Genomic DNA, 25970 nt, shown 5'->3' on the forward strand with positions numbered 1-25970 from the left:
GATGGCTAAGCAACCCACGCAGGAAACCACTGCGCCGATCATCATTGAAAACCCCTGGGAGCGCCTGCGCGCCTTTACCGACGCGCGCATTGGTTTGGGGCGCGCGGGGGTGAGCCTACCCACCAAACAGCTGCTCGCGTTTCAACTCGCCCATGCCCAGGCCCAAGATGCGGTTCACTGCCCGCTGGAGTGTGAGGTGCTGGCCGATGAGCTGACCCAGGCGCTTGGCTTGAGCACCGCACCGCTTGCGGTACACAGCCGTGCAGAGGACCGCGCGATGTACCTGCAGCGGCCCGACTACGGCAGACGCCTCAACGAGGCATCCCGGCAAACGCTGCAGCAGGCGGCAGAGAGCGGCCAACGGTTCGATCTGGCGGTAGTGATCGTCGATGGCCTCTCGGCGCTGGCGGTGCAGCAAAACAGCGTCCCGTTTCTTACCGCGCTGTATGACGCACTCAGGCGCGACAAGAACGAATGGCAGCTTGCACCGCTGACACTGGTGGAACAAGGGCGCGTGGCAATTGGCGACGAAGTAGGCGCGCTGCTCAACGCCGATGCGGTGCTCGTCATGGTTGGCGAGCGCCCTGGCCTTAGCTCCCCAGATAGTTTGGGGCTGTACATGACCTGGGGCCCCGAAGTGGGGTTAAAAGATGATCGGCGTAACTGTATCTCCAACGTGCGGCCAGCCGGGCTTGCGTATGAAGAGGCGGCCCGGCGCTTGTTGCTGCTGTTAACCGAGGCGCGGGAGCGCAAGCTCTCCGGCGTGAAGCTAAAAGACCGCAGCGAAGACAGCGTCTTGGAGGGCAGCAGCGGTTCAACTCGGAATTTTCTTGTGGCTGATTGACGAGCAACACCCGCAAAACGCGCACGACACTTTCAATAACAACGCTAACGATATTTTCAATAACACCGCTGACGACTCTCCCAATAACAAGACGGAACCAGGATCACAGCACGCCGCTGACACCCATTGCGTTCCACACTGAAAAGGGCAAAACGATGACACAACCAACGGTTGATCAGGCGTATCTGGCCAAGCGCCAGCTGCGTAAAGGTACGGCAGGCTGGATGCTGCTCGCGGGCCTTGGGGTCTCCTACGTTATTTCCGGTGACTTTGCGGGCTGGAACTTTGGCATTGCCGAAGCGGGCTGGGGCGGCTTTGCGATTGCCGCCTGTTTGATGGCGCTGATGTACCTAGCGCTAGTGCTGGCGCTGGCAGAAATGTCCGCCGCCATTCCCGCGGCAGGGGGCGGCTACAGCTTTGCCCGCCAAGCCATGGGGCCTGCAGGCGGCTATTTGACCGGGCTTGCGGTGTTGATCGAGTACGCGCTAGCCCCAGCGGCCATCGTGATTTTTATTGGCTCGGCGGTGGAAGCGTTATTAGGCGTTAACGGGCCGCTGGTGTATCTGCTGTTTTATGCGGTGTTTATCGGCATTCACCTGGCGGGTGTGGGGGAAGCGCTGAAAGTGATGATGGTGATTAGCGGTTTGGCGGTCTTTGCCATTTTGGCCACCGCCGTGGCGCTGATTGGCGATTTCGATTCGGCCAACCTGTTTGATATTGCACCCACCGATGCGGCGGGGGCGAGCACCTTCATGCCGTTCGGCTGGTACGGTATTTGGGCGGCGCTTCCTTTTGGTATGTGGCTGTTCCTGGCCGTTGAAGGTGTGCCGCTGGCGGCCGAGGAGGCGAAAGACCCCGCCCGGGATATGCCCAAAGGCATCATTGGTGCGATGCTGTTCTTGCTCTTCACCGCCCTGCTCGTAGTCGTGCTGCTGGCCGGTGCGGCGGGCGCTGAGATGATTGGCCAAAGCGGTGTGCCGCTGGTAGATGCGCTGAATGCGGCGGGTAATCCCACGCTGGCGACCCTGGTCAACGTGCTGGGCTTAGCGGGTTTGATCGCGTCGTTCTTCTCGATTATTTATGGCTATAGCCGCCTGGTATTCGCGCTCTCTCGGGCGGGCTATTTACCCAAACCGCTGTCGCTCACTAGCGAGCGTAAAGTGCCTTACTTAGCGCTGATTGTGCCCGGTATTTTGGGCTTTCTCGCATCGCTGAGCGGGGAAGGCGATCTGATGTTAGGCATGGCCGTTGTGGGGGCGACTATCTCTTATGCGCTGATGGCGCTTAGCCATATTATGCTGCGCGTGAAACAGCCCGACCTGCCGCGCCCCTATAAAACGCCGGGAGGCGTGGTGACCTCCGGCATCGCGTTGGTGCTCTCGCTCGTGGCGTTGACCGGTGTCTACGCGTTTGACCCTCGCGCGTTCAACTACACGATCGTGCTGTTTATTGCTGGAGCGGCTTACTACTTCCTCTACAGCAAAAATCATTTAGTCGCGAAAACCGCAGAAGAGGAGTTCGCGCTGGTCACCGCCGCGCCGGAGGATCTCGACCCTGTCGCATCGAAGGTCGCCTCCGCGAAATTGTAATCACCACGGCAGATCGCCTAGTCTGAACCACAGCAGTGCGCCTCTGGGCTTTCGCTCAGAGGCGTTGTTATGGGCAGGCAAGGAGGAGCTTGAAGGATGTTGAACTTTACCGAATCGAACATGGCCGAGTCAGAGCAGCGGCGCTGGTACGCCGTGGACGATGGTGTGATGGGCGGCGTGTCCCAAAGCGGCTTTTGCGTGGAAGCGGGCGCTGGCTGCTTTTGTGGCGAGGTATCGCTGGAAAACGGCGGTGGCTTTGCCTCGGTGCGCCGTGAACCCAACGGCTTTGAGCCGACCCTAGCACACAGCCAAGGAGTTACGCTTCGCGTGCGTGGGGATGGTCGCACCTATCAGCTACGGCTCAAAAGCAGCGCGCTGGACGAAGCAAGCGCCTACCGCGTCGCTTTCACGCCTACGGCTCACCAGTGGGAAACGCATCAATTCACCTGGGCACAGTTCGAGGCGGTGCGCCGGGGCACGCTGCTTTCCAGCGCGCCGCCTCTCGACCCGCACTCTATTCACCAGCTCGGTTTCTTGATTGCCGACCGCACCGCCGGGCCGTTTCGCCTGGAGGTCGCCTCTATTGCGCCGTACCCACAGGATTCACACTCACAGGGCTAACACTGACAGGGCTGACACTTACAGGACTAAGGTCGTCTCGTATGTAGTGTGCCGTTCACGGAATCTGAGAAGCTCTTTTTTCGACGTGAGCCAGCGTGATGAAACACTCTCCCGCGTATCGCCTAGCGGCCACTGTGCTGCACGGTTTCGATGAGTACCGTGCGCGCTTTAAGCAGATCACCTCAGATGCCAGCCGCCGTTTTCGCGATGCCGCCTGGCGTGAAGCGCAGCAAGCCTCCGCCGCGCGGATCAACCTGTACGGTGAAAAGGTCGAGGAGACGCTCGGCCGGTTGCAGCGCACCTTTGCCCAGGAGGTGCTGGCCCACTGTGAGACATGGAGGGAAGCACGAGTGCACTACGCTCAGTTAATCAGCCAGCGGCTGGATTACGAGCTGGCGGAAACCTTTTTCAACTCGCTGTTCTGCTCGGTGTTTCAGCATCGCCATATCCGCAACGACTGGATGTTTGTCTACAGCTCCCGGGAGGATGCCGCGCACCGTTCGGGCATTGAGCTGTGCCGCAGGCATTACGTCAACGGCGACTGGGCGGGGGCACTCGCTTGGGCGCTGAGTGAAGCCCCGTTTGAGTCCTCCTTTGCCAGTTTGGAACGCGATAGCCAGCTCGGCGCTAGCCTGCTGGAAGCCCAGCTCCCTGCCGCGATTTGGCAGGCGGAGGATGCCCAGGTGGAGCTACTCAACAGCGTGTTCTACCGCAATAAAGGGGCGTATCTGGTCGGGCGTATGTTAGGCGGCGGCGAGCAGGTGCCGCTGGTGCTGCCCGTTCTGCATGGCGAGGGGTATGGCGAGCAGCAGGGCGGCGACCCCTGCCTGCATTTGGATACGGTTCTCACCGAAACCGATGAAGTGTCGATCATCTTCTCGTTCACCCGCGCCTACTTTCAGGTAGAGGTGCCGGTGCCGGGGGAGTTCGTCGGTTACCTAAAACAGCTCATGCCCCACAAGCCCGAGGGCGAGCTGTACGCCGCCATTGGCTTTTTCAAACACGGCAAAACCGAATTTTTCCGCGCGCTGAACCAGCAGGTGGCTAAACGCGAAGAGCGGTTCATGATCGCGCCGGGGGTGCGGGGCATGGTGATGGCGGTATTCGTGCTGCCGAGCTTTCGAACCGTGTTCAAGATCATCAAGGATAAGTTCGACCCCGCCAAAGAGGTCACCCACGCCATCGTGCGAGAGAAGTACCGGCTGGTAAAACGCCACGACCGGGTGGGGCGGATGGCCGATACCCAGGAGTTCTCCAACTTTATCGTCCGCCAGGACCACTTCGAGCCGGAGTGTTTGGCCCACCTGTTAGAGGTCGCGCCCTCCACGGTGTCGCTGAAAGAGGATAAAGTGATCATCAAGCACTGCTACACCGAGCGAATGATGACGCCGCTGAATATTTACCTGGAGCAGTGCAGCGCCGATGAGCGGGTAATGGTGCTAAAAGATTACGGCAACGCCATCAAACAGATGGCGGCGGCGAATATTTTCCCTGGCGATATGCTGCTGAAGAATTTTGGCGTCACTCGCCACGGGCGGGTGATTTTCTACGACTACGACGAGGTGAGCTATCTCACCGAGTGTCGCTTTCGCCATATACCCAAGTCTCAAGGGTACGACAGTTACATGGATGGCGGGGCCAGCCTTTCCATTGGCCCCAACGATATCTTCCCCGAAGAGTTTGGCCCGTTTATGTTTGCCAACCCGGAACTACGCGCACTATTTATGGAGCAGCACCCGGAGCTGTTCGACCCGGACTACTGGCTGGCGCTACAGAGGGCGATTCTGGATGGGCGGGTGATTGACGTTTATCCGTATCGCAACAAGCAGCGGTTCGCGGGCACCGTGGGGCAACTGGTACATTAGGCGTTTACTGGACGACGTAAGCCGAGGACATCATGACTTCAGCCCCGCACTTGGTGGTATTTACCGGCTCGGGAATCAGCGCGGAGAGCGGTATCCAAACCTTCCGCGCCAGCGATGGCCTCTGGGAGGATCACCCGGTGGAAGAGGTCGCCACGCCGCAAGGGTGGCGGCAAGACCCGGAGCGGGTGCTGGCGTTCTATAACCAGCGCCGTGAGCAGATTCGTCGTGCAAAGCCCAATGCCGCCCATAAAGCGCTGGCGGCGCTGGAGCAGGATGGCTTTCAGGTCAGCGTGATCACCCAGAACATCGACGACCTGCACGAGCGGGCAGGCTCCCGCCACGTGCTGCACCTGCACGGTGAGATTTTGAAGGCGCGCTCATCAGTGGATGCACGGCTGCGCTACCCACTGTTAAAGGGGGGTATTGCCCTGGGCGATGTGTGCGATAAGGGCAGTCAGCTGCGCCCGGACGTGGTGTGGTTTGGTGAGGCGGTGCCGCTGTTCGAAGAGGCCTGCGAGCTGGTGAGCCAGGCGGATTTCCTGCTAGTGGTCGGCACCTCGCTGGCGGTGATGCCCGCCGCATCGCTGCTCACCTATATCGATGACGACACCCCCTGCGCGCTGGTAAACCCCGACGCCGATGAGCTCAGCCCCCCCGGCGTGCTGGCGATCAATACCACGGCCGGGGAAGGCGTGCCGGCGCTGGTTAACCAGTGGCGTAAGCAGGGGAATTTGATACTGCCTTAAGCGGCAGGATCACTCTCTACATCCTCAACTGACCTGTTCATAACGTTGGATGAAGCTGCTCTAAAAACCACGCTCTCATTACCCCGGTAATCTGGGTGAGCTCGGCGTCCGTCGCGATATAGGCGGGCATGGTGTAAAGCCAGCGGCCAATGGGGCGCAGCCACACGCCCCGCGCTCGGGCAAACGCGGCAACGCCTTTCAGTGCCTCGCTGCTGTGGGCTTCGATTACCGCCGTTGCGCCTAATACGCGCACGTCCGCTACGGCCGGATGTGCGCGCAGCGCTACGTCTTCTAATAGCTCGCGCTGTAACGTTTGGCTGAGCGCGGCAATTTTCTCCAGGTAGTGCTCCTCTTCGAACACCTTCAGGCTCTCCAGCGCCACGCGGCAGGCCAGGGGGTTGCCCATAAAGGTGGGGCCGTGCATGAAAGCGTGGTGCTCACTGTCGCCAATGAACGCCCCGTGAACCCTGTCGGTAGCCAGCGTGGCCGCATGGCCCAAGTAGCCGCCGGTCAGCCCTTTGGAGAGCACCATGATGTCTGGCGTGACGCCCGCGTGGTCGGCGGCAAACAGCTTGCCGGTGCGGCCAAAGCCGGTAGCGACTTCATCAAAAATCAGCAGCACGCCAAACTCATCGCACAGCGCTCGCGCGCCGCGCAGGTAGTGGGGTGAGGTCATGTTCAGCCCGCCCGCCGCTTGCAGCAGCGGCTCCATCAGGAGCGCAGCAATCTCATTGTGGTGGCGCGCTAGCACCTCCCTCAGCCCGGCGAGATCCCGCTCAACCTGCTCAGGCGTCGCGTCGAAAGAGGCCGTGGGGGCTGGGGCAAAGTGGTGCTGGGGCAGCAGGCTGGCGAACAGACTGTGCATGCCCTCTTCGGGGTCGCACACCGCCATGCAGCCGGTGGTATCGCCGTGGTACGCCTTCATGAGCGAGAGCATTTTGCGCTTGCCGGGGTGGCCGCTCAGCACCTGATACTGCAGCGCCATCTTCATGGCCACTTCCATACCCACCGAGCCGCTATCGGAGTAGAACACATGGTTCAGCCCCGGCGGGGTGATGCGCACCAGTGCCCTTGCCAGCTGGTCGGCGGGGTCATGGGTCAGGCCGCCCAGCATCACATGGCAAAGCTCCCCGGCCTGCTCGCGGATGGCGGCGACGAGGCGCGGATGGCCGTAGCCGTGAATCATGCACCACCAAGAGCAGGTGGCATCCAGCAGGCGCTCGCCGCTGTCTAGCGTAAAGTAGCTGCCGCTGCCGCCGACCACTTTGGGCGCAGGCGTTTGGGTTTTGAGATGGGTGTAGGGGTGCCAAACGGGAGAGTTCATGGCGTCGCCTCCTGGGTGGCGAGGGGGAGCAGCGCTTCAAGGGAGAGGTAGCACTGCGCGGTGGCCGCATCCGCCGTAGCCAAATGAGGAATGATGCCCAAGCAAGGGGCGGGCAGGTCGCGTTTTAGCAGCGCCACATTGGCCGCAAAGCGCGGGCTGTCGTCGGCAAAGGCTGAGTCCACCACGCTGCCTACCCAGCCCGCCAGCGTTAAGCCATCGGCGGCGATGGCCTCGGCGGTGAGCCGGGCATGGTTAAGGCAGCCCAGTTTCAGCCCAACCACTAGAATCACCGGCAGCCCGAGCGCGCGGGGCAGGTCGGAAAAGTCCTCCGCTTCGTTCAGCGGCACCCGCCAGCCGCCTGCGCCTTCGATCAGCGTCAGATCCCGTGGCGTGCTGGTTAACGTCTCGCTGAGCGCCTGAGTAACGCTGGCCACGTTAAGCACCGCACCTGCTTCCAGGGCGGCGAGATGCGGCGCAATGGCGGGAGCAAAGGCCCAGGGGTTGATCGTTGGGTACTCCACCGGCGGAAAGCTTTGCGCCTGTAGCGCCAGGGCGTCGTGGTTGCGCAGGCCGCTGGGCGTGGCTTCGCTGCCAGAGGCGATGGGCTTTAACCCTAGCGTGGTGAGCTGGCGCTGGCGGGCGGCGCAAAGCAGCGCGCTAGTGGCCAGGGTTTTGCCCGCGTCGGTGTCGGTACCGGTGACGAAATAGCTGTTATTCATATTGCGCTTTCCAGTTGTAGCGTCAGGCAGTGGTAGCTCACCGGCAGCCCCTGCGGCGTGCGTAGCGATTCATAGCGAACCTGTGCGGTGGCAAGCGCTTGGCGGGTCAGCCGAGCGTTGGGTCTGGCCACTTGGGCTCCCACGCCTTTGATGGAGGCCATGACGGCATTCAGGTCGGGGTAGAAAAAACGCCGCTGATCGCAGGCGTGCTGGATGAGACGCAGGCCGCTTTGCTGAATCGCCCGCTGTACGGCGCTTGCATCCGGCGTTTGCAGCAGTGCCTCGGGCCGCTGCCAGGCGGTGGCGACTTCGTTCAGCGTGCCGGGCAGCAGCGTGGTGATGCGCGCCTGCCCGCCAGGGGCGAGCACCCGCGCCAACTCCCGCATCACCGCGCCGATATCCGGGCACCACTGAATCGCTAGGTTAGAGAACACGAGATCCACGTTTGCGTCGTCCAGCGGCAGCGCGGCGGCATCTCCCTGTTGCCAGCGTATGGCATCGCCATACTGCGCCTGGGCGTGGGCGAGCATGCCCGGCGCCAGGTCTAGCCCAGTGATGGTGGCGTTTGGGTAGTGGCTCGCCAGCCGCTGGGTCCAGTAGCCGGTGCCGCAGCCAAGGTCGAGCACGTGCTGGGCGCTCTGCGGCAGCGTTTGCCAGAGCGTTTCGCCAATGTCGCGCTGGGCGCTGGCGAGAGCATCGTAGCGTGGTGCCGCTCGGGAAAAGGCCCGAGCAACACGCTCCTGCCAGTGGGGGAGTGGCAGCGAGGGGGCCGGTGTGTTCATCGCGACTCCTGGAGCGCGCGCGTGGCCTGCTCGGCCAGCCGTGCCGCCAGTGGGGCGGGCTGGGAGAGCATGGGGCAGTGCCCTGCGGCTTCCAGCCGAAGCGCTTGCTGGCGAGTGCTGTTTGGTAGCAGCGGGTCGTGAGCGCCTGCCAATCGGCGGATAGGGCAGGGAGGGCTGGCAAGCAGTGCCCGGTTATCCAGCGTTTCAAGCCACATGAGCCCTTGCGCGAGTGTGTCGGTATCGGCGTGGGGAGTCTCACCTAACTGTGCTCGTAGCTGTCTATGGGCCTCGCGGGCATTGGGTTCGCCCTGGGCCTGCCAGCGTAGAAAGTGCCGCCATGTGGCAACGGGGTCACGGCAGAAAGCGCGCTGAAAGCTGGCAAGCTCCTGGCTCGTCACACCGCCATCTTCCCCGTCACTGCAAAAACGGCTGCCTGCGCCCAGTAGCAACAGGGCCTTGGGCGGCGGCAGATGATTGAGCAGCGCCGTGGCCAGCAGCCCACCCAGCGACCAGCCTACCCAGACGGCATCGCTGGGTAGCTCGGGTGCCATACGCTCGGCGAGCGCTTCAATGTGTGTGGGGGTAGGTAGCGCCGGAGCATCGCCGTAACCGGGCCACTCCACTGCGCTGGGGACGACCGAATTGGGCCAGTACTCCGAAAGCGTCTGCCATATACGGCGGTCGACGCCCCAGCCCGAGAGTAGGATGAGCTTCATCGCTGCTCCTCGTTCAGGCAGGCGGCGGCGACCTCCAGTAGCCGATCGATATCCCGTTGAGTATGGCGGGCGCTTAACGTGATGCGCAGCCGCGACTCGCCGTTGGGCACCGTGGGTGGTCGAATCGCCCCTACCTGGATAGCGTGCTCATCGAACGTGGCCGCCCAGGCCAGGGTGCGCTGCTCGCTTCCCAGCAGCAGCGGTTGAATCGGCGTGTGGGAGTGCCCGAGGGGCAGCCCCAAGGCGATGGCTTGCTGGCGGAAGTAGTCAATGTGGCGAGCGAGCCGTTGGCGGTGCTCCGGCTCCCGCTGGACAATGGTGAGTGCTTCTAGCGTGGCGGCGGCAATCGCGGGCGGTTGGGCGGTGGTGTAGACATAGCTGCGGGAAAACTGAATCAGGTGCTCGATGAGCGCAGCGTCCCCCGCCACAAACGCGCCTGCGGTGCCCAGCGCTTTGCCCAAGGTGCCGACCAAGATCGGCACGTCCTGGCTATCAACGCCTTCCACGCAGCCCGCGCCGTTTTCTCCGAGCACGCCGAACCCGTGGGCATCGTCGATCATCAGCCAAGCGCCGTGCTGCTGGCTAATGTGGGCAAGTTCTCCGACGTCAGCAATATCACCATCCATGCTGAACACGCCGTCGCTCACTACCAGCTTATGGGTGGCCGTGCTGCGCGCAAGTAGGCGCTGTAAGTCGTGGCCATCGCGGTGGTGGTAGCGCCGCGAGCGGGCGCCGCTCAGCGCGCCACCGTCGAGTAGCGAGGCGTGATTAAGCCGGTCCTGAAATATCGCGGTGTGGGGATCCGCTAGCGCCTGCAGCACGCCTAGGTTCGCCATATAGCCCGTGGAAAATAGCAGCGCCCGCTCCCGTCCGGTCCACTCCGCCAACGCCTCTTCCAAGGCATCGTGAATGCCCAGATGCCCGCTGACCAAATGCGACGCGCCGGCCCCGGCGCCAAAGCGTTTCGCGCCTTCCGCCTGAGCCGCCTGTACGCGTGGGTCTTGGGCAAGGCCCAGATAGTCGTTGCCTGCAAAGTCGAGTGCCCCGTGGGCAGAGACGCGGCGGTTGCGCCAGCGCTGCTGGCGCTCGCGCTCATCGCGGGCTGCCGCTAGTCGCTGGTGCCACACCTCAGACACTGGCATCCACCGCCAGCGCCGCAGCGCGTTCGGCTTGGGCGTTACGCTGCGCCTGTTGGGCCAGCCGCTCGGCGCGCTGTGTATCGTCTTCGCAGGTGTCGCGGCGCTCGGGGTGCAGGCCCAGCTTGGCAAACAGCGCACGGTCGCGCTCTGCCTGGGGGTTGCTAGTGGTCAGCAGCTTGTCGCCGTAGAAGATGGAGTTGGCACCGGCCAGGAAGGCGAGCGCTTGGGTGGATTCGCTCATCTGCTCCCGGCCTGCGGAGAGGCGCACATGGCTTTGGGGCATCATGATGCGCGCCACGGCAATGGCACGGATGAATTCCAGCGGGTCTAAATCCTCGACGTTCTCAAGCGGCGTTCCCGGTACTTTAACCAGCATGTTGATAGGCACCGATTCAGGATGCGGAGAGAGCTTAGCCAGCTGCTGCAGCAGCGCGCTGCGATCCTGTGCGCCTTCACCCATGCCCAAAATACCGCCAGAGCACACTTTCATACCGGCGTCACGCACGGTGGCTAGGGTCTCTAAGCGGTCGCTGTAGGTGCGGGTGGTGATGATTTCGCCGTAGTAATCGGGGGAGGTGTCGAGGTTGTGGTTGTAGTAGTCCAGCCCGGCCGCCGCCAGCCGGGTGGCCTGCTCGCCGTCGACCATACCCAGCGTCATACAGGTCTCAAGCCCCAGCGCTTTCACCTGGCGCACCATCTCTTCCACCACCACTAAATCTTTATCCCGCGGGCTGCGCCACGCGGCCCCCATGCAGAAGCGGCTGGCACCGGCCTCTTTGGCCGCTTGGGCCTGGGCCACTACCTTCTCGATTTCTAGTAGCTTCTCTTTTTCCAACTGGGTGTTGTAATGGCCCGATTGCGGGCAGTACTTGCAGTCTTCCGGGCAGGCCCCGGTTTTAATCGACAGTAGAGTAGAGACCTGCACCGCGTTGGCATCGAAATGCGCCCGGTGCACCTGCTGGGCTTGAAACAGCAAGTCGTTAAAGGGCAGCGCAAACAGCGCGTTGATCTCGTCAAGCGTCCAGTCGTGGCGCGGCGCGGCATCCGCCGCGTAAGAAGCAGTCGAGGTAGCGGTCACGGGTAAACCTATATTCTTTTGAAAGTTGACAGGACTCTAGCGGGGCTGTGCTGAGGGTGTCAACTTTTTGAATAATGTTGGTTTACCATGGAGCTTGACTGTAGGGAGTATTCGTCAGGATGTATGGCCTGCTTTATACTCTGCGCCCTTTGACGACCCACTGGAGCGCAGATGTCTGACGCGACCTCGCTGCCCCCCGAGCACGATGCATTGACCGACCGCGACCCGGCCACCGGGCATCCGCGCCCGCCTCGGCGTGAATTCAAAGCGCGGGGCAGCTTCGTCAAACGCTGCGAAGGCTGCAACTTGCCCGAGCTGAACTGTCTCTGCCCGTATCAGGTCAAGGCGGAGAGCGACGCCCAGGTGTGGCTGCTGACCCACTCTATTGAACACTACAAACCGACCAACACCGGGCGCTTGATTGGCGACGTGCTGACTAACACCCGCGTGTTTACCTGGTATCGCACCGCGCCGGACGACACGCTGGCGGCGCTGCTGACAGACCCGCGCTACGCGCCGTTCGTGATTTTCCCGGACGACCAGCCGGATTACGCCGACCGCGTGGTGGATATCGGCGCGGTGCATGCCGCCAAGCAGCAGGCGCGCATTCCGGTGTTCATCATTTTGGATGGCACCTGGCGTCAGGCGCGGCGCATGTTCCGCAAAAGCCCTTACCTGGATGTACTGCCGGTACTGCCGCTGCGCACCGAGCGGGAGACCCGCTACCGGCTGCGCAAGCCCGCCTCGAAAGCGCATCTGTGCACCGCCGAGGTAGCGATTGAGCTGCTGCGCCAGAGCGGTGATGAAACAGCGGCGAGCGTGTTGGATGACTACTTTGACGTGTTCAACGATAGCTATGCGGAAAGCCGCTACTATCGCAAGATCGAAGAGCCCACCGCTGCGATGCAGCGGCTGCTAGACAGACAACAGTAGGAGCGTTAAGGAGTTTGGCCCGGCAACCAGCGTAACAGGACTTTGCGCACCCAATACCAGCGGTTGATCAGCAGCGCGGCGAAAATCAGGCTGCAGCCCAGCAGCTGCAGCGAGGTCATGGTTTCGCCAAACCACCAGGCGGCAAACAGCGCGGTCCAAACGGCTTCCAGCATGAGAATCACCGCCGCATGGCTGGGGGTCGTCATGCCCTGCGCCTTGATCTGCAGAAAGAAGCGCAGCGAGCTGGCCAGCAGCACGCTGGCCATGAACCAGCCGAGAATCGACGGACTCAGTGCCAGCGGCTGGTGTTCCACTACCAGTGATAGGCTGGTCAGCACCACGCCCACTGAGATGAGTTGTAGCGTGGTGAGAGGTAGTGCGGGAACGTTACGCACCACCCGGGTATTGACGTTGATCAGCAGTGCAAAACAGAGCGCGGCGCACACCATGAGTAGCTGGCTGGCTTCCACTCGAAACCCCGCATTGAGCGAGAGCAGGGCAAAGCCGAGCAATGCGATGGGCAGCGCGATCCAGGTGCTGCGCGGTGGGCGGTCGCCAAACAGTAGCCGGGCTACCACGGGCACCAGCAGAATGCCCAAGCTGTTGATGAAGGCGCTTTCCCCCAGGTGGTCGGAGTAGTGGAGCCCGAGCACCCAAAACGCGATGGCGGCGCTGAACAAAACGCCGACCAGCAGGCCGCGGCGTATTCGGCGTATCGGCATACGTCGCAGAGCAGGCCAAGAGAATCCCAGCAATATCAGCCCGGCGAGTAAGAAGCGCGTGCCGATAAATAGCAGCGGCGGCATGCCCGCAAGCGCCTCCTTGGAAAATATCCAGCCGCCAGCGGCCACAACCGTGACCAGCAGGAGCAGTGCATCGGCCTGCCAGGGGGCTTGTTTGATCGTACTCACGCAGCACCGCTGCCGAACAAGGCGCCGGCGATTCTAAAGCCCGCGACCCAGGTGCCCACCGCCGAGCCGAGCGTGGCGAGAATGAACACCAGCAGGGTGCGAGAGACGCGGTTTTTCCACCAGCCCTTGAGCTGCGTCACATCGTGGCGCAGGGTCGAAAAGTCGCGCACTTTGGGCTTGCGCATGTAGAGCTCGACTCCCGCTGCCACAAAGCCTGCGCCAATCGTCGGGTTGAGGGAAGTGAGCGGCGCGGCAAAGAAGGTCGCGATGACCGTCACCGGGTGGGCGAGAGCGGCAATGGTAGCCCCGCCGGATAGAATCCCGTTGATCAAAAACCACTCGATGACCAGCTGCCAGCCCAGATCGGTATTGCGTGAAAAGCCCACCACGAAACCGGTAATGACGAGCGCCGTAATCAGCCAGGGGGCGGCTTTCCACAGTTTGGAAGGCGGCGGTGTGGCTTCGAGAGACTCCCGCTCCACCGTGGGGTTGTCCGGCAGCGGTGTTTCCAAGTGCTCACCTGTGCCTTTCAAGTGTCCGGCGCCCAATACCACCAGTACGTTCTGGTAGCGCCCAGGCGGCGCTTCCTCCGCCAAACGCAGCGCCATGTAGCGATCACGCTCACGGATCAGCGGAGAGTAGAGCGCTTCGGACTCGGCAGCAAACTCGCTGAAGGTGGCCTCTAGCATGTCACCCTCTTTGAGCTTTTCGATGTCCTCTTTGGAGACATCCTGACGTGAGAGCACGCTGCCAATCAGCCCTGAAAACAGCGAGAAGCGCTGCCACCAGGGCACGTTGCGATAAATCCGTTTCAGGGTAATGCCCACATCCCTATCGACCAGCAGCAGCGGCAGGTTGCGGGTACGGCACTCTTCCACCGCCGCACGCATTTCGGCTCCCGGCTGAATGCCGGACTGCTCGGCAATTCGCTGCTGAAACGCGCCCAGCGCGAGGCTTGCCGCGACCATCCCCGCTTTGCCCTGCTTGAACACCTGAAACAGGTCCTGCTCACCCATGGCGTCGGGGTTGTCCATGCTGTGGTGGCGGGCATCGCAGAGTTCGATGGCCACCGCATCGAAGTGGCCGCTGTCGATCAGCCGACGAACGTCGTCTGCGCTCTCGGCAGAAACGTGGGCAGTGCCCAGGAGCGTGTAGCGGGTCGCGCCCACCTGAATGGTTCTCAGCGGGCCGCTGGTCGTCGGAAGCGTGCTGTTCTCTTGCGCCAGCGGTGTTGCGTCATCGTGAGTCATTAAAAAATCTCAAAAAAAGTCACCAGCAGTGCGTTTAACGCCGCCAAAAAGCCGGGGTAAACAGCACCAGTACCGTAAAAATTTCCAAGCGGCCCAGCAGCATGGCCAGCACTAGGATCCATTTGGCGAGGCTTGGTAAATCGCCATAGTGGCTGCTGGCCTCACCGAGTGCCGGGCCCAGGTTGTTCAGCGCAGAGCCCACGGTAGACCACGCCGTTACCTGATCGACGCCCGTTGCCATCACGCCCACCAGCATTAAAAAGAACAGCATCACATAGGCGGAGAAAAATCCCCACACGGCCTGGGCGATGCTATCGGGCACGCTCACTTTGCCGACCTTGACGGCGATGACCGCGTTGGGGTGAATCAGACGCATGACCTCACGCATCCCCTGCTTCAGGATCAGGATGATTCGGATGACCTTCATCCCCCCGGCGGTAGAGCCCGAACAGCCGCCCACGAACGCGGCTACGAACAGCAGGAACGGCAGTGCCCCTGGCCAGCCGGAAAAGTCTGCTACGGCAAAGCCGGCGGTCGTGGCCACCGAGACCACCTCGAAGAGCGCATGACGTAGCCCCACGATGTCGTCGTAGGTGTCGGTGAGCCATAGGGTGATCACGGTAATGGTGGTGAGCCCGGCTAAAAACAGCATCAGAAAGCGGGCTTCCGGGTCTTGGAAGTAGTGCAGCAGACGCTTTTCCCGCCAGGCAATGAAGTGCAGGCTAAAGCTGAAGGCCGAAATCAGCATGAAGCCGATGCAGATCAACTCGATGGCGGCGCTATTGAAGTAGCCGATACTGGCATCGTAGGTGGAGAACCCGCCGATGGCGACGGTGGAGAAACTGTGGCCTAGGGCATCGAACCAGTTCATCCCCGCCAGCATGTAGGCGACCATGCAGGCAAACGTGAGCGTCGCGTAAATGTACCAGAGCGCTTTGGCGGTTTCGGTAATCCGCGGCGTGAGCTTGGAGTCCTTGAGCGGCCCCGGAATTTCGGTGCGATACAGGGCCATACCCCCGACGCCGAGAGTGGGCAGTATGGCCACGGCCAGTACGACGATCCCCATGCCGCCTAGCCACTGGAGCTGCTGACGATAGTAGAGGATCGATTCGGGCAAAAAGTCGATGCCGGTAATCACCGTGGCCCCGGTGGTCGTCAGGCCAGAAAACGACTCGAATACCGCATCGGTCATGCTCAGCGAGCCTTCGCCAAACAGCATCAACGGCAGCGAGCCGAACAGCGCGAGTACGGTCCAGAACATGGCCGCGATGATGAACCCGTCGCGGATGCGTAGCTCTTTGTGAGCACGGCGGTTGGGCAGGTAGAGAAACAGCCCCGTCATAACGGTAATCCCAATGCCGCTCATGAACGCGTGCCAGACGCCGTCTCGAAACCAGAGCGACATGAGCATGGGGGGCAGCATCGTCAGGCTGAAAAGCATCAGCAGCAGGCCCAAAATACGTAGAATGACCCGCAAACTCATAGCGCTGTTGATCTCGGTGGTGGCTGTGTCATCACGCTGGCGCGCTCCTTAGAAAAACGTTAGCCCGACCTGGAACAGGCGCTCCACATCACGAATGCGCCGTTTGTCGATCACGAACAGAATCACGTGGTCGCCGCTCTCCACCCGCACGTCGCCGTGGGCAATCAGCACCTCTTTACCGCGTACGATGGCACCAATGGTGGTGCCATCGGGTAGGTCGATCTCGCGGATCGTGCGGCCCACCACTTTCGATGACTGCTTATCGCCGTGGGCGATGGCCTCAATGGCCTCCGCCGCGCCCCGGCGCAGCGAGTGCACGTTGACGATATCGCCCCGGCGCACGTGGGTCAGCAGGCTGCCAATGGTGGCCTGCTGAGGGGAAATAGCGATGTCGATATCGCCGCCCTGGACTAAATCGACGTAGGCCGCGTTGTTGATCAGCGTGAGGACCTTCTTAGCCCCCAGCCGCTTGGCCAGCAGTGACGACATGATGTTCACTTCGTCGTCGTTGGTCAGCGCGCAGAAGATATCGCAGTCTTCGATGTTCTCCTCTTCCAGCAGCCGCTTGCTGGTGGCGCTGCCGTGGAGCACCACGGTGCGATCCAGCCGCTCGGAAAGCGCGGTGCAGCGCTCCAGGCTGTGCTCGATGATCTTGACCTGATGGCTGTGCTCTAAGTGCTCCGCCAGCCGCTCGCCGATATTGCCGCCCCCGGCAATCACCACGCGGCGGAAGTCCCGCTCCACCTTACGCAGCTCGCTCATCACCGCGCGAATATCCCGGCGGGCCGCCAGGAAGAACACCTCGTCGTCGGCTTCGATGACGGTATCGCCCCGGGGAATGATCGGCCGGTTGCGGCGATAAATGGCCGCCACGCGGGTTTCCACGTTGGGCATATGCTTGCCCAAAAACGCCAGATCCTGGCCCACCAGCGGGCCGCCGTAGAAGGCCTTCACCGCCACCAGCTGCACTAAGCCACCGGCAAACTCCAGCACCTGCAGCGCGCCGGGGTGTTCGATCAAGCGGCGCACGTGGTCGGTGACCACCTGCTCGGGGCTGATCAGCACGTCGATGGGAATCGCTTCATGGGCGAATAGCCCTTTACGAGTGAGGTAGGCGGTGGAGCGCACTCGGGCAATTTTGGTGGGCGTGCGAAACAGCGTGTGGGCCACCTGACAGGCGATCATGTTGATTTCGTCGGTGTTGGTCACCGCAATCAGCATGTCGGCGTCTTCGCAGCCCGCTTGGCGCAGCACGATGGGGTAGGAGCCCGCGCCGGTCACCGTGCGGATATCCAGCTTGGTGTGCAGTTCGCGCAGTTTTGCGCCGTCGGTATCGACGACGGTGATGTCGTTCTCCTCGCGGGCGAGGTGCTCCGCAAGGGTGCCGCCGACCTGGCCGGCGCCAAGAATGATGATTTTCATCGCTGAGCATCGGTTCCGTTATAAGCGCCAGCGCATGGCCGCTTGGCGGTGTGCGCTGCAATAAAGACGGCGGCCAGTGTAAACCAGCCGCCGTCGAAAAGCAGGTAGGGATTATTCCAGCGTGAAGCCCACCTTCACGGTGACCTGCCAGTGGGCCACGCGGCCATCTTCGATGTGGCCGCGGGTGTCGGTGACTTCGAGCCAGCGCATGTTGTGAACGCTCTCGGAGGCTTTCGCCAGAGCGTTCTGCACGGCGTCCTCGATCCCTTTTTCGGATGAACCGGTGAGCTCGATATGCTTATAAGTGTGATGACTCATGCTATCTCCTTGCGTGTCATGAACAGGTGGCACAGGGCGAAACGCCTAGGCCGGTCGCTTCTCTAGTCTGGCATAAAAAAAGCCATCGTGACTGTTCTGAGCGGGAAACAGCTGGCGCCCCTGGCCACTCTGTTCGCCCCAGGCCACGTCATGGGGTGTGGTGGCGTGGGCATCCGGGGTGCGGGCCAAAAACGCATCGATTTGTGCCGCGTTCTCTTCGGGCAGCACCGAGCACGTGGCGTAGAGCAGCGTACCGCCGGGCCGTAGCAGCGGCCAGAGATTATCCAACAGCTGTTGCTGCAGCTTGGCGAGCTGGCGGATGTCCTCTTTGCGGCGTAGCGCTTTGATGTCCGGGTGGCGACGAATCACGCCGGTGCCGGAGCAGGGGGCATCCAGCAAGATGGCGTCAAACGGCGTGCCGCTCCACCAGTCGCGGGTGGTGGCATCGGCATGTTTCAGCTCGGCACTGAGCCCTAAGCGACTGAGCGTGTCGTCGACGCGGGCCAGCCGCTGGTTATCGCTATCCAGCGCGGTCAGCGCAATATCGAACTGCTCCAATAAGTGGGCGGTTTTGCCGCCGGGCGCGCAGCAGGCATCCAAGACGTGGGCACCCGGCCGTGGGGCGAGCGCTGGGCCAAGCAGCGCGGCGCAGAGCTGTGCGGCTTCGTCCTGCACGCTGACATGGCCCTGGTCGAAGCCAGGCAGCACCGAGACATCGCAGGGATGAGTCAGCGTAATGCCATCGGGGGCGTGCAAGCAGAGCTGGCCGTTCAAGCCCTGTTCAGTGAGCTGCTGCAGGTACGCTTCACGATCATTGTGACGCTGGTTGACACGCAGCGTCATCGGTCCCGGCTCATTGTTGGCCCGGGCAATGGCGCGCCACTGATCTGGCCAAGCGTTACGCAGCTTGCCTAGCAGCCACTGTGGGTGCTCCAGGGCTACGCTTTCATCTCGGTCGACTTCGGCCTGCAGAGCGTCGGCTTCGCGCTGTAGGCGGCGCAGGCAGCCGTTGAGCACGCGGGTGGCCCACTCTTTCTCCAGCAGACGCGCAGCGCCAGCGGTTTCCCCCACGGCGGCGTGGGCAGGCGTACGCATGTAGAGCAGCTGATAGATACCGATCAGCAGCAGCGCCTGGACATCTGCATCGCGCTTTTTGAAGGGTTGCTTCAACAGACGGCTGGCCAGCGCTTGAAGACGCGGCAAGCGTCGGCAGGTGCCGTAGCAAAGCTCTTTGAGCAGTGCGCGGTCTCTAGCGATGACGCTGTGCTCATCGAGCCCGGCCAGGGAGCCTTTATCGGTGAGAACCGGCACCAGACTTCTGGCCGCCGCCGCGCGGACGTCCAAGCCGCTGCCGCTTTTGGCGGGTCGCTCGCTCATGGGCGCGCTCCTTGCGAGGATGGCTGTGAGGGCTGTCCAAGACGAACACCTTCGCTCAAGGGCGTTTGGCGGGCATTCAAAAGATCACGCACTGCCATGGCTTTGCCGCCGGGTAGCTGGGCACGGCTGACGCACAGCACTTCCTGGCCCTGGGCACCGCAGGCAATGCGCAGGTGTTCGTCGCCATGTGCCAACAGCGTGCCAGGCGCGGCTGGCGGCTGCTCGCCAGGTTCGACGCTGGCCATCAACAGCCGCAGACGATCGTTCCCCAGGGGGCACCAAGCCACCGGCCACGGGTTGAAGGCACGAATTTTACGTGCCAGCTGCTCGGCGGGCTGGCTAAAGTCGAGCTCGGCCTCGGCTTTGCTGAGCTTGGCGGCGTAGGTCACGCCCTCATCAGGCTGCGGCGTGGCGTCGAGGCTTCCGCTGTCCAGTTGGTCGAGCACGGTCACCAGCGCATTAGCGCCTTGAATGGCTAGCCGGTCGTGGAGGTCGCCGCCCGTGGTGCGGGAGGTGATCGGGGTGCGTACTTCGTACAGCATGGCGCCGGTATCCAGCCCCGCATCCATTTGCATGATGGTGACGCCGGAGGCGCTATCACCGGCTTCGATGGCGCGCTGAATCGGCGCCGCGCCGCGCCAGCGGGGCAGCAGCGAGGCGTGCACGTTAATGCAGCCTAGGCGGGGCGTATCCAGCACCGCTTGGGGCAGCAGCAGCCCATAGGCGACCACCACCATCACATCGGCATTCAGCGCCGCCAGTTCGGCTTGCGCATCGGCGTCTTTCAAGCTGACGGGTTGATACACCGGCAGACCGTGCGCTTGTGCCAGCTGTTTGACCGGGCTGGGCGTGAGCTTGCGGCCTCGACCAGCAGGGCGGTCGGGCTGGGTGTAAACCGCCACCACTTCGTGTTCGCTGTCGATAACGGCGGCAAGGCTGGAGGCGGCGAAGTCTGGCGTGCCAGCAAAAACAACGCGTAACGGTGACATGGTGGAGAACCCCTAAGAGAAGAGAGAAAGTGCCATCTATGAAACGCACAAAGGCCGAGAGGCAGCGCTATCGTGCAGGCAGAAGCCTGCGGGGCAGCGTGTCAGCTCGGCCAGTGGCCAGGTGATGAGGTGCCGGTTAGGCGTCGTTCATCAGCTTGTGGCGCTTCTGCATTTTTTTCATCACCCGATCGCGCTTGAGCGGCGAGAGGTAATCCACAAACAGCACACCTTCCAGATGGTCGTACTCATGTTGAATGCAGTGGGCCAGTAGGCCATCTGCTTCCAGCTCGTAGGGCTCCCCGTGACGGTCCAGCGCATTGAGCTTCACTTTCAGGTAGCGCGGCACTTCGGCGTAGTACTCAGGGATCGACAAACAGCCCTCAGAGAGCGGCTCTTTGGCATCGCCAATGGGCTCGTAGCGCGGGTTGATCAGCACCAGCGGTTGGGAGTTATCGTCGCTGACATCCATCACCACCACGCGGCGATGGACATCGATTTGCGTGGCGGCAAGGCCGATGCCGCGCGCGTCGTACATGGTCTCCAACATATCGTCGACGAGCTGGCGGACCTCGTCGTCAACGGTTTCCACCGGTACCGCCTTGGTGCGCAGGCGCTCGTCGGGGAATTCGAGAATAGGAAGTTTGGCCATGGCGTTACAATCACCGTTATGCTGAGTCTTTAAGATGAGTTAGCGGCGAACCTGTGTCAGCGCGCCTAACTGCTTTACTATGGGCCACTATAACATGCTGATAGCGTGACAGGGCACGCGCGACACCGTGTGGCCCTCTTCCACTGCTTCACCAACGACTGCCTGGAGAGAACCGGATGGTGGCCCGAAAGCCTCTTTATTATAGCGTCTTTGGCGTGCTCTTAACGTGGGGGCTGCTGACCAGCCAACTTGTCTGGGCCCTGGAAGGCTTACGCCGCGATGCTCCGCAGCGCTACGAAGTGGTTCCTGGCGACACCCTATGGGACATCTCGGCCCGCTACCTTCACTCTCCTTGGCAGTGGCCGTCGCTGTGGCGGGCAAACCCTCAGGTGCGCAATCCTCACCTCATTTATCCTGGGGACGTGCTGCTACTGGGCACCTGCGAAGGCCAGCCCTGCGTCACGTTGGAGCGTGGCCAGGGCGTCGTCAAACTCTCGCCGCAAATGCGCACCGTGCCGGAGCGCGAAGCCATTACGCCGATTCCGATGGACCTAGTGCGCGCCTTTTTGCGTGAGCATCGCGTGGTCGAGCCAGATGAGAACCTACAGGCGCTGGCCTACGTGGTGGGCGGCGACAACCAGCGCCTGATTAGCGGGGCAGGCGATACGCTGTACGTGCGTGGAGAGCTGCCGGAGCGCACGCGCTTGGGGATCTATCGTCCGGGCGAGCCCTATGTCGCGGCCGATGGCACGCGATTGGGCGATGAGTTGATCAATATTGGCGAAGCGCGCTACGTCAGCAGCGAGGGCGATATCGCCCGGGTCGAGGTGCTCAGCGCCTATCAGGAAGTGCGTAACGACGACATTCTGCTGCCGCTTGAGGATCGTGAGCTGAGCGACGCGTTCGTTCCCCGCGCACCGTTGAATGACGTATCGGGCCAGATCGTTGCGGTACCGGGTGGGGTACGTTTTATTGGACGCCTACAGATCGTTGCGCTGGACTTAGGCACCCAGGATGGCTTGCAGCCTGGGCACGTACTGCGTGTCGATCAGCAGGGCGAGCTCGTCACCGATCCTCGCACCCAAGAGCTGCTGCGCCTACCCGATACCGAAGCGGGGCTGGTGATGGTTTTCCGGCCTTACAATCAGATGAGTTATGCCCTCGTCATGCAGGCGTCACGGGTATTGGCCATCGGGGACAGCGTGCGCTCGCCCGCGCGCTAACGAACGAATCATCCGTTACAAGAGGGAACAGCGATGGATGCCAAGGAGTGGCTGGCAGTGCATGCACTGCCTGGAATGGGGGCAACGCGCATTGCACAACTGGTGGCGCGTCAGCCGTCGTGGCCGCAAGGCTGGTTAGCGGCATTGCCCAGCAGTGCCGCCAATGCGTTACGCCTGTGGCTCGCTCACCCAACGCGCAGCCCTCTGCAACACGCGGTGGACGACACCTTGACCTGGCTGCAAGGCGCGCCCGATCGTCATCTGCTGCACCGCGATCACCCCGATTGGCCTGAGTTACTCAATCAGCTTCCTGACCCACCGGTGGTGCTGTGGGCGCAGGGGGATTTACGCGCCCTGAGCGCTCCGGGCATCGCTATGGTCGGTACGCGGCGGCCCACGTCGGAGGGTAGCCGTAACGCTCAAGCGTTTGCCCGTGAATTGGCTGGGCGTGGCTGGTGTGTGGTGAGCGGTATGGCCTTGGGTGTCGACGGGGTTGCCCAGCGTGCAGCGCTGGAGGCGGGTGGAACCTCCATTGCCGTGCTGGGAAGCGGCATCGATGTCATTTATCCCGCGCGCCATCGCGATCTCTACGAACAGCTCAGTACCCAGCCCGGCGGTTTGGTGCTGTCCGAGCACCCGCCGGGCACGGCTGCCCGTCCCGCCTTTTTTCCTCGCCGTAACCGTATCGTCACCGGGCTATCACTCGGCACGCTGGTGGTCGAAGCCACCGAGAAAAGCGGCTCACTGGTGAGCGCTCGCCTAGCGGTAGAGCAAGGGCGTGAGCTATTCGCGCTGCCAGGCTCGCTGCACAATGTACAAGCCCGTGGCTGCCTACAGCTCCTGCGTAGCGGGGCCACGCTGGTGCGCCATGTGGACGATATGCTCGAAGAGTTGCAGCAATGGGCGCCCCACTACCTGCCCGTAGAGACGACGACGCACGGTGAGACGACGTCTCACGGACCCGACAGCCCTTCGACGGCCAGCGGTGATCCGTTGCTCGATGCGCTGGGAGCCTCGCCAACGCCGATCGATCTGCTGGTGCAGACCACCGGTCTCTCGGTGAGCGCCTGCCAACAGCGGCTGTTAATGCTGGAGCTGGAAGGGCAGGCGACGCAGCAGGCGGGCGGCTGGGTGAGAATGACGGCCCCGTGGTAAGATGCAGCCTCCTTTGTTGGATTGGCTGAGAGCTTATCAGGAGCGTCTATGAAACCGGCGGTTGACGTGAAAGCGGCGGTAGATGCGCTGCGCGCAGGTGGTGTGATCGCATGCCCTACCGAGGCGGTATGGGGGCTGAGCTGTGATCCCGATAACGACGAAGCGCTGGCGCATTTGATGCGCATGAAAGAGCGCGACCCGGCCAAGGGCGTGATCTTGGTGGCGGCGAGCATTCAGCAATTTCAGCCTTGGCTGACCCAGCTACCCCTTGCGCTGCATGCCCCGCTGGCCGCCAGTTGGCCTGGCCCTAACACTTGGCTAGTGCCCGATAACGGCAGAAGCCACGGCTTAGTGCGTGGTGCTCACCAAAGTGTCGCGTTACGCGTGACCGACCACCCGCTGATGAAAGCGCTGTGCGAAGCGTTTGGTGGCCCACTCGTCTCTACCTCCGCCAACCGAGCCGGCGACCCTCCTGCCATGAGCGCAGGCGAGGTCGCTACCATTTTTGGGGAGGAGGTCGCCGCCATCGTGGCTGGCGAACTGGGCGGCAATGCCAAACCCAGCACCATCCGCGATTTGGTGACCGGCAAAGTGATGCGTGACTAGCCGTCCGACTTCGTCACACTGCCATCGATTCACGATTCACGATTCACGATTCACGATTCACGATTCACGATTCACGATTCACGATTCACGATTCACGATTCACGATTCACCTCACCAGGAGTTACCGTGGCCCACGAGCACCTAGACGACGTTAAAGCGTACCTTCTCGATCTTCAGGAGCGCCTCTGTGAAGGGCTTGCCGCCGCCGATGGGCGGGCCGCGTTCAAAGAGGATAGCTGGCAGCGCGAAGAGGGCGGCGGAGGCCGCTCGCGGGTGATGGAGTCAGGCGCTATTTTTGAAAAAGGCGGCGTCAATTTTTCCCATGTCCACGGTGCGCAGCTGCCGCCGTCTGCGACCGCAGCCCGTCCCGAGCTGGCCGGGCGCAGCTTTCATGCGGTGGGCGTCTCTTGGGTCATGCACCCAGAAAATCCCAACGTACCCACCAGCCACGGCAACGTGCGCTTTTTCATTGCCGAAAAAGAGGGCGAGCCGCCGGTGTGGTGGTTTGGCGGCGGCTTCGACCTAACCCCTTACTATCCGGTGTTCGAGGACGTGGTGCACTGGCATCGGGTCGCGCGTGACGCCTGCGCGCCCTTTGGTGAGGGCGTTTACGAGCGCTACAAAGCGTGGTGCGACGACTACTTCTATCTGAAGCACCGCGAGGAGACCCGCGGCGTCGGCGGACTCTTTTTTGATGACTTGAACGAAGGCAGCTTTGAAGAGTGTTTTGCGTTTCAGCGCGCGGTAGGCGATAGCTTTCTGGACGCTTACCTGCCCATCGTCGAGCGCCGTAAGCAGGACGCCTGGGGCGAGCGCGAGCGCGACTTCCAGCTCTACCGCCGCGGTCGCTATGTCGAGTTCAATCTGGTGTGGGACCGTGGCACGCTGTTTGGCCTGCAGAGCGGCGGGCGTACGGAGTCCATTCTGATGTCCATGCCGCCGCTGGCCCGCTGGGAGTACGCCTTTACCCCTGACGCGGGCAGTCGTGAGGCCGCGCTGCACGACTACTTGGTGCCCCGCGATTGGCTGGCCGAAGCCGCCCAGCAGAGCAACGCCTAAGGAGCGTCGATGACTGATCGTTACTGCGTGTTTGGCAACCCTATTAAGCACTCGAAATCCCCGCTGATCCATGGGGAATTTGCCAGTCAAACCCAGCAAGCCATGCGTTATACCGCTGAGCTCGCCCCTGTGGAGGGGTTTGCTGATGCTTGGCGAGCATTCGTCGCCGACGGCGGCCGTGGTGCGAACGTCACCGTGCCCTTCAAAGGCGATGCCTTTGCACTCTGCGATACGCTGAGTCACCGCGCCAAGCGCGCCCAGGCGGTGAATACGCTGATTGTGGGCGGTAATGGGCGTACCTATGGCGATACCACCGACGGTATTGGGTTAGTGCGGGATTTGGCCTATCACCGCGTCCCTCTGGCGGGTAAGCGTGTGCTGGTCATCGGCGCAGGCGGCGCGGTGCGCGGCGTATTGGAACCGCTGCTGGCGGAGAAGCCCAGTGAGGTCGTCATCGTCAACCGCACGGCGGAGAAAGCCGAGCAGCTGGCCCACGCGTTTGCCGACCTGGGCACTCTCCAGGGCGGCGGTTTTGCATCCATCGACGGGCAATTCGACTTGGTGATCAACGGCACCAGTGCCAGCCTTTCAGGCGAGCTGCCGCCGCTGCCGGAGACGCTGTTTGCCGAAGGCGCCTGGGCCTATGACATGATGTACGGCGCTGAGCCGACGGTGTTTCTTCAGTGGGCGGAACCGCGCGGGGCGAAACGGCTGGATGGCTTGGGCATGCTGGTCGAGCAGGCGGCCGAATCGTTCTTTCTATGGCGCAACGTTCGACCGGAAACGGCCAGCGTGCGCTCGCTGCTCCGCCAGTCTCTCAATGAGTGAGCAGGACGATGGGGGCGAGTGCCCCCATCCTGTCGTCGTGAGCTCACGAGAGCGAGAGAAAAAGTCGGTCTAACGCGGTTTGGTATAAAAGCCCACCATGCACATCACCAACCCCACCACGGATAGCAGCATGCCGCCGTTCACCAGCAGCGGTGAACGCTCGAGCCACGACACGAAGGGCTGTGGCGTGTCGTAGCAAGCCCCCTCCAGGTAGTTCCAGTAGCCGCCGTTGAGCTGGCAGGCGCGAACGTCCCCCAACTCCCAAAAGTAAACGCCTAGCAGCACCAGAATCGGCAGCACTAACAGCAGTAAACCCAATCGGATCATGAAAGCCTCGAATGGCC

At 62.2% G+C, this 25970-nt stretch carries 26 protein-coding genes; 11 read left to right on the top strand and 15 right to left on the bottom strand.

Features of this window, described 5'->3' with window-relative positions; translation table 11 throughout:
- The first annotated feature begins 1 nt into the window (after window position 1).
- The 5 genes from eutC to QIT27_RS11460 all read left to right on the top strand — a co-directional run bounded on the left by eutC (window position 2) and on the right by QIT27_RS11460 (window position 5665).
- A complete protein-coding gene (gene eutC / locus QIT27_RS11440) occupies window positions 2-844 on the top strand; it encodes an ethanolamine ammonia-lyase subunit EutC (RefSeq protein ID WP_285263881.1) in 843 nt (280 codons plus the stop codon).
- 155 nt (window positions 845-999) lie between these two features.
- Window positions 1000-2433: an ethanolamine permease gene (eat, locus tag QIT27_RS11445; RefSeq protein WP_285263882.1), complete on the top strand. Its 1434-nt coding sequence runs from the start codon at window positions 1000-1002 to the stop codon at window positions 2431-2433.
- Between the two features lie 96 nt (window positions 2434-2529).
- Window positions 2530-3054, top strand: a complete 525-nt coding sequence (locus tag QIT27_RS11450) for a CIA30 family protein (protein WP_285263883.1) — start codon at window positions 2530-2532, stop codon at window positions 3052-3054.
- A gap of 98 nt (window positions 3055-3152) precedes the next feature.
- Window positions 3153-4919 (top strand): bifunctional isocitrate dehydrogenase kinase/phosphatase, encoded by a 1767-nt coding sequence (gene aceK / locus QIT27_RS11455; RefSeq protein WP_285263884.1) that lies wholly within the window; start codon window positions 3153-3155, stop codon window positions 4917-4919.
- Between the two features lie 32 nt (window positions 4920-4951).
- A complete protein-coding gene (locus tag QIT27_RS11460) occupies window positions 4952-5665 on the top strand; it encodes an SIR2 family NAD-dependent protein deacylase (protein ID WP_285263885.1) in 714 nt (237 codons plus the stop codon).
- A gap of 37 nt (window positions 5666-5702) precedes the next feature.
- Here QIT27_RS11460 and bioA read toward each other — a convergent pair whose 3' ends face one another.
- Genes bioA through bioB form a run of 6 tightly spaced genes read right to left on the bottom strand, consistent with a single transcriptional unit; the run spans window position 5703 to window position 11423 of the window.
- The gene (gene bioA / locus QIT27_RS11465) at window positions 5703-6989 is read right to left on the bottom strand and encodes an adenosylmethionine--8-amino-7-oxononanoate transaminase (RefSeq protein ID WP_285263886.1); all 1287 of its coding nucleotides are present in this window, start codon (window positions 6987-6989) and stop codon (window positions 5703-5705) included.
- Window positions 6986-7708 (bottom strand): dethiobiotin synthase, encoded by a 723-nt coding sequence (gene bioD / locus QIT27_RS11470; RefSeq protein ID WP_285263887.1) that lies wholly within the window; start codon window positions 7706-7708, stop codon window positions 6986-6988. The genes bioA and bioD overlap by 4 nt, the downstream gene beginning before the upstream one ends.
- A complete protein-coding gene (locus tag QIT27_RS11475; protein WP_285263888.1) occupies window positions 7705-8490 on the bottom strand; it encodes a methyltransferase domain-containing protein in 786 nt (261 codons plus the stop codon). Before QIT27_RS11475 ends, bioD begins: the two co-directional genes overlap by 4 nt.
- Window positions 8487-9206: an alpha/beta fold hydrolase gene (locus QIT27_RS11480; RefSeq protein WP_285263889.1), complete on the bottom strand. Its 720-nt coding sequence runs from the start codon at window positions 9204-9206 to the stop codon at window positions 8487-8489. The genes QIT27_RS11475 and QIT27_RS11480 overlap by 4 nt, the downstream gene beginning before the upstream one ends.
- Complete coding sequence (bioF, locus tag QIT27_RS11485) at window positions 9203-10348, bottom strand: 8-amino-7-oxononanoate synthase (protein ID WP_285263890.1); 1146 nt, start codon at window positions 10346-10348, stop codon at window positions 9203-9205. The genes QIT27_RS11480 and bioF overlap by 4 nt, the downstream gene beginning before the upstream one ends.
- The gene (gene bioB, locus QIT27_RS11490) at window positions 10335-11423 is read right to left on the bottom strand and encodes a biotin synthase BioB (protein WP_285263891.1); all 1089 of its coding nucleotides are present in this window, start codon (window positions 11421-11423) and stop codon (window positions 10335-10337) included. The genes bioF and bioB overlap by 14 nt, the downstream gene beginning before the upstream one ends.
- A gap of 171 nt (window positions 11424-11594) precedes the next feature.
- On the opposite strand from bioB, the gene QIT27_RS11495 reads away from it, so the two are divergent.
- Complete coding sequence (locus QIT27_RS11495; RefSeq protein ID WP_285263892.1) at window positions 11595-12356, top strand: tRNA-uridine aminocarboxypropyltransferase; 762 nt, start codon at window positions 11595-11597, stop codon at window positions 12354-12356.
- A gap of 5 nt (window positions 12357-12361) precedes the next feature.
- Here QIT27_RS11495 and QIT27_RS11500 read toward each other — a convergent pair whose 3' ends face one another.
- From QIT27_RS11500 to def, 8 genes are all read right to left on the bottom strand, one after another.
- Window positions 12362-13267, bottom strand: a complete 906-nt coding sequence (locus tag QIT27_RS11500) for a DMT family transporter (protein WP_159341165.1) — start codon at window positions 13265-13267, stop codon at window positions 12362-12364.
- Window positions 13264-14517, bottom strand: a complete 1254-nt coding sequence (locus QIT27_RS11505) for a TraB/GumN family protein (RefSeq protein WP_159341166.1) — start codon at window positions 14515-14517, stop codon at window positions 13264-13266. The genes QIT27_RS11500 and QIT27_RS11505 overlap by 4 nt, the downstream gene beginning before the upstream one ends.
- Window positions 14518-14551: 34 nt before the next feature.
- Window positions 14552-16000 (bottom strand): TrkH family potassium uptake protein, encoded by a 1449-nt coding sequence (locus QIT27_RS11510; protein ID WP_159341167.1) that lies wholly within the window; start codon window positions 15998-16000, stop codon window positions 14552-14554.
- A 48-nt stretch (window positions 16001-16048) separates the two neighbouring features.
- Entirely contained in the window at window positions 16049-17422 is a 1374-nt protein-coding gene (gene trkA / locus QIT27_RS11515; protein WP_285263893.1) for a Trk system potassium transporter TrkA, read from the bottom strand.
- A 111-nt stretch (window positions 17423-17533) separates the two neighbouring features.
- On the bottom strand, window positions 17534-17740 hold the full coding sequence (locus QIT27_RS11520) for a dodecin (RefSeq protein WP_159341169.1): 207 nt from the start codon (window positions 17738-17740) through the stop codon (window positions 17534-17536).
- Window positions 17741-17785: 45 nt separating this feature from the next.
- Window positions 17786-19117: a 16S rRNA (cytosine(967)-C(5))-methyltransferase RsmB gene (gene rsmB / locus QIT27_RS11525; RefSeq protein WP_285263894.1), complete on the bottom strand. Its 1332-nt coding sequence runs from the start codon at window positions 19115-19117 to the stop codon at window positions 17786-17788.
- The gene (fmt, locus tag QIT27_RS11530; protein ID WP_285263895.1) at window positions 19114-20106 is read right to left on the bottom strand and encodes a methionyl-tRNA formyltransferase; all 993 of its coding nucleotides are present in this window, start codon (window positions 20104-20106) and stop codon (window positions 19114-19116) included. Before fmt ends, rsmB begins: the two co-directional genes overlap by 4 nt.
- Before the next feature lie 136 nt (window positions 20107-20242).
- Window positions 20243-20755, bottom strand: coding sequence for a peptide deformylase (gene def, locus QIT27_RS11535; protein ID WP_159341172.1), 513 nt, complete (start codon window positions 20753-20755; stop codon window positions 20243-20245).
- A 176-nt stretch (window positions 20756-20931) separates the two neighbouring features.
- On the opposite strand from def, the gene QIT27_RS11540 reads away from it, so the two are divergent.
- The 5 genes from QIT27_RS11540 to aroE all read left to right on the top strand — a co-directional run bounded on the left by QIT27_RS11540 (window position 20932) and on the right by aroE (window position 25626).
- Window positions 20932-21978: a LysM peptidoglycan-binding domain-containing protein gene (locus QIT27_RS11540; protein ID WP_285263896.1), complete on the top strand. Its 1047-nt coding sequence runs from the start codon at window positions 20932-20934 to the stop codon at window positions 21976-21978.
- Window positions 21979-22011: 33 nt separating this feature from the next.
- Complete coding sequence (gene dprA / locus QIT27_RS11545; RefSeq protein ID WP_159341174.1) at window positions 22012-23133, top strand: DNA-processing protein DprA; 1122 nt, start codon at window positions 22012-22014, stop codon at window positions 23131-23133.
- Between the two features lie 48 nt (window positions 23134-23181).
- A complete protein-coding gene (tsaC, locus tag QIT27_RS11550) occupies window positions 23182-23739 on the top strand; it encodes an L-threonylcarbamoyladenylate synthase type 1 TsaC (RefSeq protein WP_159341175.1) in 558 nt (185 codons plus the stop codon).
- A gap of 126 nt (window positions 23740-23865) precedes the next feature.
- On the top strand, window positions 23866-24798 hold the full coding sequence (gene hemF / locus QIT27_RS11555; protein WP_285263897.1) for an oxygen-dependent coproporphyrinogen oxidase: 933 nt from the start codon (window positions 23866-23868) through the stop codon (window positions 24796-24798).
- A gap of 9 nt (window positions 24799-24807) precedes the next feature.
- Window positions 24808-25626, top strand: coding sequence for a shikimate dehydrogenase (aroE, locus tag QIT27_RS11560; RefSeq protein ID WP_253019032.1), 819 nt, complete (start codon window positions 24808-24810; stop codon window positions 25624-25626).
- 69 nt (window positions 25627-25695) lie between these two features.
- Here aroE and QIT27_RS11565 read toward each other — a convergent pair whose 3' ends face one another.
- Window positions 25696-25953 carry a hypothetical protein gene (locus QIT27_RS11565; protein WP_285263898.1) on the bottom strand — a complete coding sequence of 86 codons (258 nt, stop codon included), beginning with the start codon at window positions 25951-25953 and terminating at the stop codon, window positions 25696-25698.
- Between the last annotated feature and the right edge of the window lie 17 nt (window positions 25954-25970).

The organism is Halomonas sp. LC1 (genome assembly GCF_030247125.1).
Lineage (GTDB): Bacteria > Pseudomonadota > Gammaproteobacteria > Pseudomonadales > Halomonadaceae > Vreelandella.